Below are 17,712 nucleotides of genomic sequence, written 5' to 3'. Positions count from 1 at the left end.
ATGAATTCGCTTAAAATAGTATGGGTTCCTTTTTTAAACCGTTTTTAAATATATATTATGCTATTAAAAAAAAGTATCTTGCTTTGTTACACCCTTTTAACATTGAGTGGCTGTAAAAGCAACAAGGACAATGCAAACACCCCTAACGGTTACAGCATCACCGTTAAGATGAGCCATTTAGATAACCCCAATGCCAAGATGTATCTGGCAAGCTCCATCATGCGGTTTAGCAAAGCATCCATTATAGACTCCGTCAGTATCAAAGACGGCGTTTTTACCTTTAAGGGCAACGCGGTCTCAGAACCGAGCCAAATAGCCTTACTGCTTAAAAAAGAGGACGCTTCGGGTTTAACGTCTTTAAACGACATTGATGATATGCTCACACTATATCTAGATAATGACAATATAGTTATAGAAGTGGACGGCCAGCTTAAAGATGCCACTATTACAGGCTCAAAAATAAACGCCGATTTTAAAGCCTATAATAAGCTTGTTTTTTCTAAAGCCTATATGAATGAGTTTTCGCGCCTTAGTACCGCTATTAAAGAAACCGCCTCTTCTAAAGAAAAAGAACAACTGCAAAAAGAATTATTGGATTTTAGAAACGCTCACAAAAAACGTGAAGATTCAGCATTATTGGCTTTCGCCAAACAAAACCCCGATTCGTATTTCAGTTTAAAAATACTCAAGGATTTTGCCGATAAAAGTTTTGACAAAGACGTACTAATGCCCATTTATGACGCATTGGCCGACACCTTAAAAACCAGTGAAAATGCCGTTGCATTTATAGAAAGCGTGAATAAAAAGCGTACCGGTATTGGCAAACCCGCACTGGACTTTACCCAAAACGACCCCGATGGCAACCCGGTAAGTCTGTCAGACTTTAAAGGCTCCTATCTATTTTTGGATTTTTGGGCCTCCTGGTGTGCACCCTGTAGAGCCGAAAACCCCAACGTGGTTTTGGCCTATAACAAATATCACGATAAAGGTTTTGATGTGTTGGCCGTATCGTTGGATACCAAGCGCAACGCCTGGCTTAAAGCCATAGAACAAGAGGGCTTGCCGTGGACACACGTATCCGATTTAAAGGGCTTTAAAAATGAAGCTGCCGTGCTTTACGATGTCAAAGCCATCCCAACAAATCTTTTAATAGACCCACAGGGAAAAGTAATCGATAAGAACCTTAGGGGCTATCGGTTGGAAGAAGCCTTATCCAAAATATTTAAGTAAGCATTTAAAAAGGGGACTCAACAGTCCCCTTTTATTTTTTATCATAATGATGCTTCATAAGCCGCCTGTATTTGTGCTTCCAGCCGGTCTGTTTTAGAAGGGTAACTGGCCTTGTCGTTTACCACCTGCCCCTGTTCATCTACCAACAAATACCGCGGGTATGCAAACGATCCCCGATTGCCAAACCGTTTAAAAATATCTTCCAGCAAGGCCGTATTGGTTTGTATATGGTAGCCTTCCAAATCGTAATACGCGATCATCTCCTTCCAAACCTTTTCTTTACTAGATCGTCCCTCACAAATATAAAGCGGTGTTATGTTATTAGACTTTAGCACCTCGGAATATTCCGCCTTATGCTCAAACTCTTTTTTACAAGGACCGCACCAAGTGCCCCATATGTCCACAAAAACCTTGTGTCCGGCAAACTGTTTCATAAGCGCATCAAAGGTGTCTATCTGTTCCGGGTGCTCTACCAGGCGTATGTTCGTATTCGCAGGTGTGTTTTCTAGCGTATTATGAAAATCAACAATGGGTTGTACGACCTCGGCTAAATAAGGGTTGTACGGACTGTCCGGATAGGTCTCTTTAAACCCCTCGTAAAGTGTTAGCATGGTTTTAGAATAGTCGCTGGTCTGCCAACTTTCAAAATATATAAAGGATGCTAAATAATATTCCAGTGCTTTGCCTTTCAGGTATTCTTTTGCGGCATCCCTTCTAAAATACAAGTGCTTATCGGCATCGTTCATCTTAGTCATGGTCTCGGCATTGGGTTGGTCTTGGGCATATTTATTATACCACAACGTATTGTGTACCAAGGCATAAAACCAGGGGGAGCGTTCGTAATCTGCTGCCTTTAATTGCTCAATACTAATAGTAGCATCCCAAAAAGCAACGAGTGCCTCTGCCTGATCCTGTTTTCCTTCATACAACAACCTTTTTAATAGCATGCCGGCTACGCCGGTTTCTAAAGCAGTGTAGTACACTTGCCTATCCAACACCGCCAACTCATAGGCCTGTTCCGATATCGTGTTCTGTTCCTGTAATTGCGACAGCTCCCGAAGATCGTCCGTTTTAAGGGTCTTTATTCTAGATGCAATCGAGGGTATAGAATCCCTGTAAAAATCGTTTAGGGCAAGCATGTAAAATTCGGGATGCGGCCGTTGGTTGTAAAAACTTTGCAAGGCACTGTCGGCCGATGTCACCATAAACGGTTTTTCGGTCTTATTCAAATCAAAAACGACCTCATAAGTCTTATCCGGTTCTACCAGCAACACCCCATCTGCTTTCCTTGAAATATATAAGGATACAAACGCTGCTTTATCAACAGCTATGGTCATACTAAAGTGCCCTGAACTGTCCGTAGTAACCGTCTTTTTATTGCCATAAAACCAAGTACCTTCCATAGGCGTCGTGTATTCAATAGCCACAGGTAATGTACCTTCTACCCGGCCCTGAATGTGAACCTGCCGGCGCTCACTTTCCTTGTTACAACTTAGGCATGCTGTTAAACATAATAGCAATAGCGTAGTTTCTACTATCTTCTTCATTATTTATTTCTTTTATTCTTTAACCGAGCTTACAAATTCAATCTTTTCCTCAGACAGATCATAGCTTCTAGCAGGTCTTGTATAAATACTATGCCCATTTTTACCAAAATCCCCCAATTTCACATATTCCCAAACCGCCCCTGAATGTTCATCAAATCTAATATACGAGCAACTATCTAACCACGAAATTCTGTTGGTCACTTCGTTGTTATAGGTCTTTATTGTTTCATAATCTTTTTGATTTTCAGAGTACCTTACAATGGTGTCAAACCCTCCTACAACAAAAGTCCCATACTTAATTTTATGGCATTTATCAAAATTTACAATAACCTCCTTGTTAGATTTTGGCATAAACGAATTTGCTGGCTTTAACTCAGAATCGTCCTTAAAAAAAACCTGATTAATTATTAAATAAATCGGCATGCCTATGGAAAACAAAACACGCATCACTATAAATCCAATACCGGCAACACTTAAACTCAGCCTATCATAAATCACAGCATAAACCATCAAATACATAAACAGGGCTCCGGCTATTAAAGCGGTACAAGTTTTAATAACATCATCTGCAACCAAATGTGAATTATTGGCTAATAATATAAATAAGTAAAACATGGCGCCCATAAATAACGGACGAATAACTAACCTTAAATATTTCATTTATTACTTAAATACAAGCAATTTTTCTGCTTAACCGCCCTAAACGTGTCCCAGTTTTCCTGTTTACCATAAATTTAAAACGTTTCTGCCTTTTTAAAAATCGCAACCAGCGATCCAATAATAGCACCAAAACTTGCAAATAATTTTCCTGAGTGCCTAAAGATACTAAAATACCATATTACCTTTTTCTGTTTACAATATGTTAATAAAAAGATTACACTGCAATCATTTATATTATCTAATTTAGCAGGCATATTCTTATAACTATTAACATAAATTTCAATTATGATTAAAAACAAACTCAGATTATTCATTATCGCCATCACATGTATGGGCACTATTTCATTAACCGGTTGTAGCAGTGACAGTGGAGATCCTGTAAACAATGAAGAGCTTTTGGGTACCTGGACGTTGACCGACTTTACCTATGACGGTGAAACGACTACCAGCTATTCCGGAACTACTCTAACCTCTACGTTTGAGGGTGTAGGTCAAGATTTAGATGCCACCGTTATTTTTACCGATAGCCCAAATACAATACAATCGCAAGGGTCTTACAACATGCTTCTTACCTACGACATTAATGGTCAAGACTACTCGCAAGTAGTCCCTGTAGATAATTTTGAGTCTGAAGGTGCCTGGTCTCTTAAAGGCAATACCCTTACGGTAACCGGCGATGTATTTTCCATATCAACACCCGGTGCCATCGATGTGGTGGACGGTCCGGCTTCGGTTGATTATACTATTAAAGAACTTAATACCACGACCCTACGCTTGAGCGTTACACAAAAACAAGACCTATCACAATCGGGAGCCACCATTAAGGCAACCATGCATGTTGACATGGTATGTAGCAGATAAGGCTAACCCTACTAACAACCTTTACGGTTATCGCCAGGAAGAAGGCTTATCCAAAATATTTAAGTAAGTATAATTAAAAGGGACCCATGGGGTCCCTTTTTCTTTTTCAACTACAACCCTCCCGGATTTGGCTACATGGGTTCGCCAAGACTTCCGCAACTTTGCTGTATCAAAACATTAAAAAAACAACACCATGCGTAAAACAGCCATTATCACCGGCGGAAGCCGCGGATTGGGGAAAAACATGGCATTAAAAATTGCCGAACAAGGCATTCATGTCATCATTACCTATCACAGTAATAACACCGAGGCCGATATGGTCGTAAATACCATTGAAGCGCAGGGCGGAACCGCCAGAGCGTTTCAACTGGACACCACGAAAACCGAGACCTTTAAAGCGTTTATAACCGACGTTACCGACTATCTGGAAGCCACCGAGGGCTCTAAAAATTTCGATTTCTTAATCAACAATGCCGGGTATGGTAATTTTCAACCCATTACCGATACTACCGAAGCACAGTTTAACGCCATGGTAAACGTGCACCTTAAAGGCGTGTTCTTTTTAACCCAAGAAGCCATTCCGTACATCAACAGCGGCGGACGCATCATAAACGTGTCGTCCGGACTGGCACGCTTCTCCCTACCCGGTTATGCGGCTTACGCCATGATGAAAGGGGGTATTGAAGTCTTTACCCGCTACCTTGCCAAAGAATTAGGCCCCAAAGGGATTGCGGCCAATACCTTGGCACCGGGTGCTATTGAAACCGATTTCCAAGGGGGTGCGGTACGTGATAACGCACAGCTTAACAAACACGTAGCAGATGCTACCGCTTTAGGACGCGTAGGGCTTCCTGATGATATTGGGGGCATTGCCGCCTTTTTATGTACCGAAGCCGCCCGTTGGGTCAACGCCCAGCGTATTGAAGTGTCCGGCGGACAAAATATTTAAGGATTATATTGTAAATTGCACACCTCATGGAACGACTTAAAACCATAAGCGACTTGCACCGGTTTAACGGCTTGCCACAACCGGAACATCCCCTGATTAGTTTGATTGACTATGCGCAGGTAAAACACGAATCGCCCACCAACAGGCTCAAGTGGGTGCAGGAATTCTACAGCATGTCCTTAAAAAAGGATGTGGTGGGCAAGTACCGCTATGGTCAGCAGTCTTATGACTTTGACGAGGGACTTATGACCTTCTTTGCGCCCGAGCAAGTTATTAGTGTGGAGTTACAACCCAACGCCCATAAAACACCATCGGGATGGATCCTGGCCGTCCATCCTGATTTTCTATTCGGTACCTCCTTGGCAAAAACCATTAAGAGTTACCCCTTCTTTAACTACTCGGTACGCGAGGCCCTGTTTCTATCCGATAAAGAAGAACAGACCGTTGCAGGTATTTTAAAAAACATCCGGTCGGAGTACCGGGGTAATATCGATCAGTTCAGCCAGGAAATCATCATCACACAAATCGCCCTTATGCTTAACTATGCCGAGCGGTTTTACCAGCGCCAGTTCCTAACCCGCAAGGTATCTAACCACGCCCTCTTAGGACAATTGGAAGACGTCTTAAACGCCGCACTAAACCAAGACACCGCGGCAGAACACGGCTTGCCCAGCGTACACGACGTGGCCGAAAAGTTGCATGTAACGCCCGACTACCTTAGCAGTATGCTAAAAAGCCTAACAGGGCAAACCACCCAGCAACACATCCATAACAAAATTATTGAGGTTGCCAAAACACAGCTCTCTACCACCCATTTATCGGTGAGTGAAATCGCCTATATCCTCGGGTTCGAGCATCCGCAATCCTTTAGTAAATTATTCAAATCGAAAACCAAACAAACGCCTTTGGAATTTCGGGCGGCTTTTAATTAAGCCTGTTGCCAAGTATTTACTTATCTTTGGTTAAATTTACAGAATGAATCAAAGCAAAAATATCGCTGTTCTTATAGATGGCGACAACATACCCTCTGCCAATGTTAAGGAAATGATGGAAGAAATTGCCAAATACGGCAATCCTACCATAAAACGAATTTATGGCGACTGGACCCGACCGGGCCTGTATAAATGGAAAAGCCTGCTATTGGAGAATGCCATAACTCCCATACAACAATATGCCTATACCTCGGGCAAAAATGCGACCGACTCTGCCATGATTATCGATGCGATGGATATTTTATACAGTAATAAGGTTGATGGGTTTTGTCTGGTATCCAGCGACAGTGATTTTACACGACTGGCTACCCGACTAAAAGAAGCCGGCATGCAAGTTATAGGCATTGGTGAGAAGAAAACACCTAACCCGTTTATTGTAGCCTGCGATAAATTTATTTATATAGAAATCTTAAAGAAACAAACCGAAGAAAAGGTTGACAACAAAGAAACTGCCGAGCCTTCTGTAGATAAGATTACCGAAAAAGACATCAACCTTATTAGAAGCACCATTAACGATCTATCGGATGATGATGGTTGGGCCTTTCTGGGGGATGTGGGCAGTTTAATACAGAAAAAGAAACCCAATTTCGACTCGAGGAATTATGGTTTTGAAAAGCTAACACCGCTTATAAAATCTACCGACCGCTTTGATATTGAACAACGGGAAAACCCTAAAAGCCGACATAAATTAATTTATGTAAGAAACAAACAAAAGCGCAAAACCAAAGCTAAATAGTATTAGGTGGTTTTGTTAAAAATGCTAACTGCCATTGCTGGACCAAAGTTTGTAACCACAACTGTAAGGAACTTTGGTTTTTCAATATTTTTACTTGTCCGTAGGACATAAAGTATTGTAGAACAAATTATTACCCGTTAACCCTTTACGGCGTAGGCGTTACACATATTGATAGATATAGTTAGCAAAAACGTATTGTTTATCCCCATACGGGGAAAACGAAGTCGAAGCTCAGCAAGGGTTTAGTTAATACCCTTTATGCTAATACAAGGGTAAACATAGTGGAAAATTACTCTCGTTTTACAAACGAGGATGGCATTTATATTGGTCTATCATTGGATTATTGTCGGTGTTATGTCGGGAGCGTAAAAATAAAACAATAGCAAATGTTATCCCTTTGCCAGAATAATTAAATCAAAAAAATAAGTCTTGTTGTTAAGTCTGCTCCTTCAGGTAATCCTGTATATTCTTTTTCCTGTTCTTCTGTACTAAATAGACCTTCAAAGCCATTTTTTGCATAGTATCTTAGTGCTCTTGGTTCATTGTAGGAGTCAACAACTATAAACCTGCAGCCTGTTTTATTGGCTCCATCAATAAACCAAGATTTAATAAAATCCATTAACTGCTTACCTGTGTTATCTTCTTCTCCTTCAATAATTCTATAATCTTTATGAACGCCTAAACGCCCTATAAGCACCGCAGGATAACTACGCATATGTTTTTGTCTGGGAATTTCCTTAATTACTTTCTTTTTTCTTGAATTAGGTAAATGTGTTGTCTTTATACTATCATTTGAGATGGTAAATGCACAAACAATTACCGTAGGATCTTCATCTAATGTAAAACAATATGTTTTACCTAATAGCTCCGAGGAATAGTTATTTACATCATTAGCAAAAAAAATCGTTTAAATCCTGATGGTCACAATCAAAAGGCTTACAACTATCTATGATGTTTTGATTATAAGGTTTTAGTGTACAGCTATCAAGTAAAAACCCCAAAGCTATTATTTATAATTTGGCTTTAGCTAAAATTTTTGATGCAACAGAAGCCTGTTGGGAAAAATCAATAGAAGACTTCTTTGCAGAGTTTTCAGTGACTTTAGATATAAAGTGTACTGCCGCTTTATCTTTTAATATGGGTATTGATTTAATTGCTATTGCCATAGTTTTTAAATATTGTACAAAATTATATAATTTATTTGTTTTAAAACAATGTTTATACCAAAACTATATTAGTTACTTAGTTATGCTATTTAATATAAGTATTATATGGAATTACTAAATTATAGTTGTTTTTCTTAAATTTCCATGTTTAAACCAAATAAAACAACACAAAAAATATGAGCTCTGAAATTCAAGCATACAACAACAGGCAAACCTTGGAAGACAAAGAAATTTGTAACTTACTCGCTAAGTGCATTGACAGTGAATTAACCGAAGCTGAAAGCAAAATTTGGCACGCACACCCTGTTTGGTTCTTAAACGGCAATCCTACTGTTGGCTATAGTAAACAGAAAAAGGGCATAAGGCTCATGTTTTGGAGCGGTTCAGATTTTAACGAAGAAGCCTTAAGTACAAAAGGCGGGAAATTTAAAGACGCATCCATCTTTTACAATACCCTGCTTGATATTGACACGAACGACTTAAAAAGATGGCTTCAAAAATCCAGAGAAATTCAATGGGACTATAAAAACCTAGTAAAAAGAAAAGGAAGATTAGAACGGCTTAAATAGCATGAAAATTATGCCAGAACATAATGCGTATTAGCTACTATAAAGGCCCTACGAAGTTCCAAACTTCGCAGAGCAGGGGTTACACATATTGATAGATATAGTTAGCAAAAACGTATTGTTTATCCCCATACGGGGAAAATGGATTCATCCTAATGATTTTCTACAATACTTTAACCGCATACGCGGTATTATAGCATATAGTTTTTTTGAAACAAAAACATGTATACAGTTAATTGTCGATGATTTATTTTTTTGACTTATTTGTTTTAATAGCTATTTTATAAATTTCTGATGATGTACTTTTTACCTTAATAACTGCCCAACAAAATAAAGTTAATATTAAAACAGTAACGCCTATTACCGAGTAAAGTATAATATTACTAATATCTTCTAAATTATATACTGTAGCTAAAATGGATATAAAAATTGAAATTAAAAACAACAAACCGTAAGATATTAAATTAAACACAACAAACCTGTTATCACGTTCCATATATTTCATACCCAATTGGCCATAAAAAATCAATTTTTCTCCTGCAAGATCATTAATTTTTTGTTCTAAATATTTTTTGTATCCCTGCGACGCTAACGTTCTTTGATAGTGGTACATAATAACCCCAAAATAAGTTAGTATTGTTATTGGTATTAAATATAATATTTCGGTAAAGCCTAAGCTTTCTTTAGAATTACCAAACACCCCTAAAATTCCAAATACAATTAAATTACCAGAAACAAAGTAACCAACCTGTGCCTTTAAAAACTGTTCTATTTTTTCATTTGTTATATTGTAATCGTTTAAAAGAATAGTAAGTTTTCTTTCAGAATCATCTTTTTTTCCCATGTTGCCTTTTATTTGTTATAAACTATTTTACATAATAGATTTGGGAAGTTTGCATTGCCGTTTTTTAAATACAGCACACACATCGAATATAGCTAAATTTCTTATATTTTTAGAAGATTTTATTACCCATTCTGTTTTTTAAAATAACCCCAACCACAAAAAACCTTCAAGGTTCTACTGCTGTGGCTGGGGTTGTTAATTTTCAGTTTTTAACTGTTTACTAAGGCCTTCTCTAATTTTCATCAATACAACAAAAAACCACATCCCCATCTGGGGTAATATCCATTGTAACGTTAGAACAGCTAAGGCCTACAAGGTCTCCAAGCCCCAGGGTAATGGTGCCTCCTACCGAAGGTGGCGCAATGCCATCAGAATAATAGTTTATTATCGCCGCGGCAGCAGCCGATAGCCCTAAAGACTGCATATCTTGCCAAAAGGATGAACTGGCATTGGTTGTATAATTTTGCGAGTAGTAGGTAAATACAATGCTGTTATTGCTACAGGACGCGTTAAAAACAAGCTCAAAATCGACATCAACAGCAGGGTCTGGTAAAATGGGCAGGACGGCCCTTAAATCGAGATCTACCGACATGATGGTATCATTCATCTTTTCTATTTCTACTGGATCGCCACTAATACTGCCCCACTTTAAATTGTCGCGAAGCTTATAGCTCGATTTTAGGTTATGCCCCACAAGGGCCTCTACCCTAGACACCAGTTGCTCGTTGGTAATAATAAAGGCCGTTTGCCCATTTACTTGGGTTAAAATAGGCAAATACACCAGCCTGGGGAAAACCATAAGGGCATTAATGTACTCTTGATATCTTGGGTTCCCTTTCAGTTCATTATAATCTACTTGATAAGCCCCATAGGTCTTTAGTTTTAGAACACTGGCCGAGGTGCTACCAAAAGATTGAAAATAAACCTCCCGTTCGTTTACCAATAATGCTATGCTTGTAACATACAGGTCGTCGTCGCTGCCACCAAAGCTGGAAAACGAAAAGCCTTTTATATCGCATAAATGTTCTATACCCTTAAAATTTAAGTCGAACAAATAGCTTTTGTTACGTTCAAAATCATCCCTGCCATAATCTAAATAGGTGGTTTGAAAAAGGCTTCCATTGCCCGGTTTTAATGTAGCCGCCATAGTTTTATTTGTTCCCGCATTATTAAGGTCTGCCACTTGCACCCGTAGCTGCACCCGCCAAACAGGAATCTGTAAAGTATCCTTGGTATAGGCACATGTAATGCTCGAGCTACTGGTGCCTTGGTCGTTAAACGTATTTACTTTATAGCAGTGCCTAGTATCAGGCAGTAACCCCGTATCGTCGTTATAAGTGGTGTTTTCAAATTCTTGAATGGGCCCCAAGGTTTCAATAAGGTTAAACCCCACGGTGTCTTCTCTTAAAATATCGCTGCCCGTTTCGTTATCAGAAACATCAACCCAACCAATATTAATGGAGGTATCTGTGGTTCCTACCACCGAAAGTCCCACGGCTGGCTTTGGCCCTGGTGGCGTATATGGTGGCGGTATATAAGGGTCATTCGTATCAATAGATATGCCCAAGCCCATATCTATATTTAAACCCCTAAGGGGCAGCCGGTTAAATAAGCTTTCCATCCTGTAGGACGTTATAGAGTCTGCGGTACTACCATGAACCAGTTCCATATCACTATCTATCAGGTTTTTGTAGTGGCTTAACGGTTTAATGGCATGTGCCCTAACGGTCTTGGTTGCCTCTAGCGTTAGGTCTTGGTAGGCCTTGGCCAGATTTGCAATTTCCTGGCTACGTTTGTCCTTTTGCATGGCAATAGCCCCATTACCAAGATTGGTATAGCGCTTTTCCAGCACCAAAAATTTATCTGGGTGCACCTGCCTTACATAATTGGTATTAAATACCAAGGAACGGGCTTTAACCAGTTGGTGGATACGGTTGTCTGGGTTGTCAAGAAATTTGGAAATGGCATCCATGGTTTTATTAAGCTGGGCCAGGTCCCTTTTGGTAAGGGCTTTAAACGCAGATGCCGAATCTCGCATGGTTAGTATATATTGCCAGTCTTTTGCAATCAAGTCAATACCAGAATGGCTTGCATATTGATTTGTGAAGGTCTTAATTCTGTGATGGGTCTGAACAGATTTGTTCTGACTGTTTACGCTTCCTATGGCACAGAAAACCCCTAAAAGGAGCGCAAAAAATGTTTTGGACATAGCTTAAGAATTATTGGTTAAAATTTACCAAGGCGCCACTTAAGGACCCTTAGCATTCTTATGCTATTACTAGACCGATAGGGAAAGATTTGTTAAGATACGATTTTTATACAACCAACACAAGTAATTGGTTAACAACATAATACATTACAAAAAAAACCATACAACCCCGTTTATAAACAACCGTAATGCTTTATACACTTAACCTTACCACCTAAAAGCGTTATGCCTTTCCAGTAGTAGCAGTTGCAAACTTCGCAGAGCAGGGTTAACAAAATAAGATTAATGTAAACATAATAGCATTAACCTTTGGCAGAAAATATAAAATTTGCCAAAGTTTAATTTGTTGTTTTTGTATAGATTTGTCGGTGTTGTTGGAAGACTGCGAAGTTGCAAACTTCGCAGAGTTGTTGGCAACAGTTTTTTATTTTTTCCACTCATTTTTATTTATGGACATATTAATAACTATCCATTTTTCTTCTCCTAATTTTGCCTCTTTGGTAATTCCTTTGTTTATTTTCATTCCTGATTTTTCATAACATTTTATTGCTCCAATATTCCAATCGAAAACATTTAGGTTTACTCTGTCAACTTTTAATTCCTCAAAGGACATTCTTAATAGTTCATTGATTAGTTTCTCTCCAATTCCTTTTCCTCTAAATTTTGTATTTCCAATCAATACTCGGCAAAGTCGAGCGTTACATTTATCCTCTAAATATATTTCAGCGTGTCCAATGATGGTTTCACCATAAACGACTTTAAAAACAAATCTATTATTATCATTTAGGTATTTTACAATTTGAGTTTCTGTTATTGGAAAAGAAAACATATCTCCAGCGAATTGGAATAAATCTTTTTCATTGTCAATCCATTTTGATAAATATTCTAAGTCTTTGGATTTAAATTGTTCCAATTTTATCATTATAATTCGATTTGTCTAATTGTTGCCAACGGCTTGGCTAAGAAACGTGCGGGTATTGGAACACGTCACTGTCAGTCGAGAACAAAGATTTATTTTGTGTACTAAATTTTATTTTACCCTTTCTGCCAGCATGTTTTCTTAGCCTTTGTTGGTGCATCGTGCTTTTTATTCTTTTTATTTTTTTAGTCCCATAAGCCCTTCTGTCAGGGCAAATGCGAAATGAAGTATTGTCGCAACTGTCCCGAGTATTTGAGCGTTAATAACTACAAATGTATCAGTCCAGAAAACAATATTGGCTGTCCCAAGTGTCAAGTGGATGAAACAGGCAAGTAAGTTCCAAAATCTCAATTTGTCAGTCGTCTTGGCTGTTCTGATGAAAACGATGCCAAATAGTCCTGCCAGCATAAACCCTTCAAACATTCCGATGGCTCCTAATGGGTCGTCATGGAGCTGTTTTAGTATGCCGTTGCCTGTAAAGCGTCCAATAATTGTCATGATGGCTTGAAGAAAGCCCACTACTACAAGGAACCACCCGTTAATTATCAATATTCTATGTCGTGTCATTGTTCGTCCTTTTGCATGTGCGCCAACTGCTTATATCTCTATATAATGTACTAATTAATGGTTTCTGTATCCAGATTAACGCCATTACATTTACCTGCATTAGGTTTATTCCTTTAAAAGTAACTAAATTCTTTTAATCATAACTATCAACAATGCGGTTGAAAGTTTAACACATTTTAGAGCAAGCAGGCTTATGCTTTTGTGTTTGTTATTAGTTGTTGTTTGGTGATACACTCTTAACGCGAAAGATTTGACTGCGTCGAACCTAAGGGTTTGATTGCGGGGAAAATACGAAGTTGCAAACTTCGCAGAGCACTTAGTTTATTTCGTATATTAATTAGAGCATCTTTCCAGTAGCTTTAGCTTCAGTATCTTTGCTACGGCCCATAATTGAACCAACTACCATTCCACCAATTAAACCTAAAGAAATACCCAACGAGCGTTCTAGGTTAGATAAAATTGCAACCCCAAATAGCAAACCAAATATCAATCCTAACGCACCATAAAAAGTTGTGTAATACCCTTTGGGAGTTAAGGAAAAGGTGTCTTTTAAATATTTTTTAAAATCACTAAGAGCTTTCTTAAAATATTTTTTTCGGTTCACAAAGTTTGATTTTAAATTTAAATTATCCAATTCCGTTTCTATAGATTGAATTTCATTTTTAGACAAATCTTTCATTTCTAAACTGGTTATAATTTGAATAAATTCTTGGTAAACCTTTATCTCAGATTTTCTACTCGTCTCAATTACCAAACTTTCAAAAAAGTTAATTGCATTTTTTAGCGTCATAATTTTTAGTGTTTTCTTGGTTAGTGGCTGACAACTAAAAATATTACACTTAAAGCTTATTTTTTTGAAAAATTTTAAAAAGTGGTATAATCACGTGCTATTAAGAAGTGTTTAGCTCCTTAAGCTTTCTATATCAGCCATCAATTCTTCTAGTTTTTTGAATACCCTTCCATAAATAATGTTTAAATCCCATTTATAAATTCGATCTCCAAAAAATGCGAGTAAAACTAAAATTAATAATGCGATAACGATTCCTATAACTGGGATTCCATATATTAAATAGATATCAGGAAAACCTTTGAGAACTTCATTTACTAATCTTTCTCCTAAAGGCATACCCTCTGCATCTTTAAACCAAAATCCCAAAATCATAGATAGAAATATAATTGGGTACAAAAATCTTGATATTTTTTTATTGATAGCTATCTGTTTATTTTTCCATTGGTTAAATGCCTTTAAGTATTGATAACTACTTGCACCTAAATCTATTTTCTCTAAATTATTTAATAACTTCTTATTAATAAAAACGAGTACAGAAAGGGTAACAAAAAAAATGACACCTGTTATTGGTATTCCTATAAAGAACGAGATAATTAAAAAGATAAATGAGAAAGCAATAATTGCAATCAAATTTATTTTAAACATTCTTTTAAATTTATCAATGACATGAATTGATTTTTGGTTGTATAAGTTGTTTATTTTTGGAGCTACTAATGCGTCACTTTCTAAAAAACCTTCTTTCCATATATTTTCAATTGATTTTTCCATCTAATATTTTTTTTAATTTAATTTTTATTCTTTTAACGCGCACACCAATATTATTAGGATTTGTTCCAATAATTTCGGCGATTTCCTTTTGTGATTTTTCTTCTAAATACAACATAATGATTGCTCTATCTATTTCCGATAGTTTTCGAATAGCATCGTATAATAAATTTAGAGATTCATTTGAAAAAGCGTGGTTGTCTTTGGTTCCTTCAACGGTTATAGAATCTGACACATAATGTTGAACATTATTTTTCTTTTTCTTAAGTAAGGTTAAACAAACGTTTAATGAAATTCGATACACCCAAGTACTCCATTGAGATTCTTCACGAAAGTTGTCTTTACTCCTCCAAATTTGTAAACACACTTCTTGGTAATAATCTTCAAAATCTTCTTCCGAGTTGGTATACGCTCGACATAATTTGATGATTATTCCTTTAAATGGTAAAATGGATGTTTTATAAAAATCGTTACTCAATAGTGTTCTTTTTATTGGTTAGTGGGTTAAATTTTGAATTATTACAGCCAAATGGTAAAATTGTAGAATAAATCTTTTTTGAGAGATATTAAGCCTAACGGTTTGGGTATGGTGCGTGTCCCAAAGGGCATGCACTATACCCGTTGCTGTAAAGCGTTTTTTTTATTTTTTCTTTTGGTTGTTTATTAAATAGAGAAAATCCCATTGATAAAATTATGATTGGTAATATGATTAATATTCTTTTCATTCCATTCGGTCAAATGCTTTACAACTGCTTATATCTCTATATAATGTACTAATTAATGGTTTCTGTATCCGGATAAACGCCATTACATTTATCCACATGATGTTTATTCCTTTAAAAGTAGCTAAATTCTTTTAATCATAACTATCTCTTTAAAAACAATGCGGTTGAAAGTTTAATGCATTTTGGAACGGACGGGCTAATGCTTTTGTGTTTGTTATGGTTGTTGTTTTGTGTTACTCTTAGAGCACGATAGGGTTGACTTTGTCGAACTTAATAGTTTCACTCAGATGCAGAAGGTAAACTTTTTCGCGAAGCGAGATAACCGTTACAAACGGGCACCAGCAGGGGGCGGATTTAAGACACTTTATTTTCAGTTTGTAAGATACTTAATTAAAAGCAAAAACGGTTCAAGTTTACACTTAAACCGCTATTGCGTTTATACCTTGTTGGCAGCTGGGCTTTCTTTTATCTATTTCCCAATTTTCTTTTGCATTTGTTTTGGGTAGCGGTCACCTACAATTTTTATAGTTTCCAATGCTGAATTGATTCTGCTTAATTCATCATTTGATAAAGAAATTTTTGTTCCACCAATATTTTCTTGCACTCGATGTATTTTGGAGGTTCCCGGAATAGGAACGATAAAAGGTTTTTGAGCTAATAGCCAAGCCAATGCAATTTGAGCAGGAGTAGCATCTTTGTCTTTGGCAACTGATACGACTAAATCTACTAAATTCTGATTGGCTTCTCTGTTTTCTTTATTGAAGCGGGGCGACATATTTCGACCATCTTTTTCGTCAAATTCAGTATCAGCTGTAATTGTTCCTGTTAGAAAACCTTTGCCTAACGGGCTGAATGTTACAAATCCGATTCCCAATTCTTCCAACGTTGTAATGATTTCTTTTTCAGGTTTTCGATAAAACATTGAATATTCGCTCTGCAAAGCCGTAATTGGTTGTACAGAATGTGCTTTACGAATGGATGTTTTGTCAGCTTCCGAAAGACCAAAATGTTTTACTTTTCCTTCCTGAATCAATTCTTTTACAGTACCTGCAACTTCTTCAATAGGTACGTTTGGGTCAACTCTGTGTTGATAAAATAAGTCAATGTAATCGGTTTTTAACCGTTTAAGCGATGCTTCCGCTGTTGCTCTTATTGTTTCTGGGCGACTGTCTGTCCCTAAGCGTGGATTTCCTTCTTTGAAACCAAATTTTGTAGCTATAACTACGTCTTTTCGGAACGGTTCAATGGCTTTACCAACTAATATTTCGTTTTCTCCGTAGGCTTGTGCCGTATCAAAAAAAGTAATTCCATTTTCGTATGCTGAACGAATCACACTAATCGACTCATTTTGTGCAGGTGCTCCTGGAAAACTTAATCCCATACAACCATATCCCAATGCAGATACTTCTAATCCGTTGTTTCCTAATTTTCTTGATTCCATTTTGCTTAATTTTTAAAGTTAAATTTTCAATGACACAAAGTTCACGCTTAAAAAAATGGAATCTTTTGACATAAGGCAAAAAGCCCAACTAGCTGATTTTTTTTCTAATTCTGCTTAATGTAGATTGAGTGATGCCTAAATAAGAAGCGATGTAGGATAAAGGGATACGGTTGATTAGGTTGGGGAATTTCTGCATAAATTCAACATAACGGGTCTGCGCATCCTGTTCAATCAAAAGGCTTCTCCTGTCTAATTTGTCTCTTTGTTGTTTCCCGATTATTTTTTGAATGATACTATCCCAAACAACTATAGTTTCTGAAATTTCTTTCCAATCTTTTTTTTTGAAAATAACAAGTTGGGATTCCTCTATGGCTTGTAAATATTCTGAAGGGATGTAGTTTGATTCGATACTATGACCATAAAGAATCAATAGTTTTTTTTCAATAAAGTAACGGGTGATTTCTTCACCTTGGTTATTATAATAATAAACCCTCAATACACCTTTGGTAGTAAATCCCACGTACTTTATTTGCTTTCCCGCTTCCCAAAAGAAATCGTTTTTTTTTAATGTAATTTCTGATCCTGTCTTTGTGATTAAGTCAATTTGCTGTTGGTTCAAATTTCCAAACTGTAATATGTATTCTATAAAATCGTTCATTTAGCAAATTTAGTAATCACTTTTTGTGAAGGATTTGACATTTGGCAAAAATGTATATTTTGTTCGTTTTTGCCTTGCTGCCAACTG

The 17,712-nt window shown here is 37.2% G+C and carries 19 protein-coding genes; 6 read left to right on the top strand and 13 right to left on the bottom strand.

Features of this window, described 5'->3' with window-relative positions; all coding sequences use genetic code 11:
* Positions 1-57 precede the first annotated feature (57 nt).
* Positions 58-1,230 carry a redoxin domain-containing protein gene (locus tag AC5SR4_RS10435; protein ID WP_495356187.1) on the top strand — a complete coding sequence of 391 codons (1,173 nt, stop codon included), beginning with the start codon at positions 58-60 and terminating at the stop codon, positions 1,228-1,230.
* 41 nt (positions 1,231-1,271) lie between these two features.
* Here the strand turns inward: AC5SR4_RS10435 and AC5SR4_RS10430 are convergent, their stop codons facing one another.
* Positions 1,272-2,777, bottom strand: a complete 1,506-nt coding sequence (locus AC5SR4_RS10430; protein ID WP_495356186.1) for a TlpA family protein disulfide reductase — start codon at positions 2,775-2,777, stop codon at positions 1,272-1,274.
* Between the two features lie 12 nt (positions 2,778-2,789).
* Positions 2,790-3,437: a hypothetical protein gene (locus AC5SR4_RS10425; RefSeq protein WP_495356185.1), complete on the bottom strand. Its 648-nt coding sequence runs from the start codon at positions 3,435-3,437 to the stop codon at positions 2,790-2,792.
* Positions 3,438-3,722: 285 nt separating this feature from the next.
* On the opposite strand from AC5SR4_RS10425, the gene AC5SR4_RS10420 reads away from it, so the two are divergent.
* The 4 genes from AC5SR4_RS10420 to AC5SR4_RS10405 all read left to right on the top strand — a co-directional run bounded on the left by AC5SR4_RS10420 (position 3,723) and on the right by AC5SR4_RS10405 (position 6,975).
* Positions 3,723-4,298 (top strand): lipocalin family protein, encoded by a 576-nt coding sequence (locus tag AC5SR4_RS10420; protein ID WP_495356184.1) that lies wholly within the window; start codon positions 3,723-3,725, stop codon positions 4,296-4,298.
* Between the two features lie 193 nt (positions 4,299-4,491).
* A complete protein-coding gene (locus AC5SR4_RS10415) occupies positions 4,492-5,247 on the top strand; it encodes an SDR family NAD(P)-dependent oxidoreductase (protein ID WP_495356183.1) in 756 nt (251 codons plus the stop codon).
* Positions 5,248-5,273: 26 nt separating this feature from the next.
* Positions 5,274-6,179 (top strand): helix-turn-helix domain-containing protein, encoded by a 906-nt coding sequence (locus AC5SR4_RS10410; protein ID WP_495356182.1) that lies wholly within the window; start codon positions 5,274-5,276, stop codon positions 6,177-6,179.
* A gap of 43 nt (positions 6,180-6,222) precedes the next feature.
* Complete coding sequence (locus AC5SR4_RS10405) at positions 6,223-6,975, top strand: NYN domain-containing protein (protein ID WP_495356181.1); 753 nt, start codon at positions 6,223-6,225, stop codon at positions 6,973-6,975.
* A 409-nt stretch (positions 6,976-7,384) separates the two neighbouring features.
* Here the strand turns inward: AC5SR4_RS10405 and AC5SR4_RS10400 are convergent, their stop codons facing one another.
* Positions 7,385-7,690: a GNAT family N-acetyltransferase gene (locus tag AC5SR4_RS10400; protein ID WP_495356180.1), complete on the bottom strand. Its 306-nt coding sequence runs from the start codon at positions 7,688-7,690 to the stop codon at positions 7,385-7,387.
* A gap of 295 nt (positions 7,691-7,985) precedes the next feature.
* Entirely contained in the window at positions 7,986-8,141 is a 156-nt protein-coding gene (locus AC5SR4_RS10395; RefSeq protein ID WP_495356179.1) for a hypothetical protein, read from the bottom strand.
* A gap of 176 nt (positions 8,142-8,317) precedes the next feature.
* Between AC5SR4_RS10395 and AC5SR4_RS10390 the strand changes: the two genes are divergently transcribed.
* Positions 8,318-8,710: a DUF1801 domain-containing protein gene (locus AC5SR4_RS10390; protein ID WP_495356178.1), complete on the top strand. Its 393-nt coding sequence runs from the start codon at positions 8,318-8,320 to the stop codon at positions 8,708-8,710.
* Positions 8,711-8,954: 244 nt separating this feature from the next.
* Here AC5SR4_RS10390 and AC5SR4_RS10385 read toward each other — a convergent pair whose 3' ends face one another.
* From AC5SR4_RS10385 to AC5SR4_RS10345, 9 genes are all read right to left on the bottom strand, one after another.
* Positions 8,955-9,551: a hypothetical protein gene (locus tag AC5SR4_RS10385; RefSeq protein WP_495356177.1), complete on the bottom strand. Its 597-nt coding sequence runs from the start codon at positions 9,549-9,551 to the stop codon at positions 8,955-8,957.
* A 232-nt stretch (positions 9,552-9,783) separates the two neighbouring features.
* Positions 9,784-11,760, bottom strand: a complete 1,977-nt coding sequence (locus AC5SR4_RS10380; protein WP_495356176.1) for a hypothetical protein — start codon at positions 11,758-11,760, stop codon at positions 9,784-9,786.
* Positions 11,761-12,184: 424 nt separating this feature from the next.
* Positions 12,185-12,682: a GNAT family N-acetyltransferase gene (locus AC5SR4_RS10375; RefSeq protein WP_495356175.1), complete on the bottom strand. Its 498-nt coding sequence runs from the start codon at positions 12,680-12,682 to the stop codon at positions 12,185-12,187.
* 174 nt (positions 12,683-12,856) lie between these two features.
* Positions 12,857-13,246, bottom strand: coding sequence for a hypothetical protein (locus AC5SR4_RS10370; protein WP_495356174.1), 390 nt, complete (start codon positions 13,244-13,246; stop codon positions 12,857-12,859).
* Positions 13,247-13,583: 337 nt separating this feature from the next.
* Entirely contained in the window at positions 13,584-14,036 is a 453-nt protein-coding gene (locus tag AC5SR4_RS10365) for a hypothetical protein (protein WP_495356173.1), read from the bottom strand.
* 111 nt (positions 14,037-14,147) lie between these two features.
* Entirely contained in the window at positions 14,148-14,804 is a 657-nt protein-coding gene (locus tag AC5SR4_RS10360) for a hypothetical protein (RefSeq protein ID WP_495356172.1), read from the bottom strand.
* Entirely contained in the window at positions 14,788-15,279 is a 492-nt protein-coding gene (locus AC5SR4_RS10355; RefSeq protein WP_495356171.1) for an RNA polymerase sigma factor, read from the bottom strand. The genes AC5SR4_RS10360 and AC5SR4_RS10355 overlap by 17 nt, the downstream gene beginning before the upstream one ends.
* Positions 15,280-15,995: 716 nt before the next feature.
* On the bottom strand, positions 15,996-16,967 hold the full coding sequence (locus AC5SR4_RS10350) for an aldo/keto reductase (RefSeq protein WP_495356170.1): 972 nt from the start codon (positions 16,965-16,967) through the stop codon (positions 15,996-15,998).
* Between the two features lie 88 nt (positions 16,968-17,055).
* A complete protein-coding gene (locus AC5SR4_RS10345; RefSeq protein WP_495356169.1) occupies positions 17,056-17,625 on the bottom strand; it encodes a Crp/Fnr family transcriptional regulator in 570 nt (189 codons plus the stop codon).
* Positions 17,626-17,712: the final 87 nt, after the last annotated feature.

It is taken from the genome of Aestuariibaculum scopimerae, from assembly GCF_059428085.1.
Note: the sequence above shows the minus strand (reverse complement) of the source record. Positions and strands in the feature narration are given on the sequence as shown.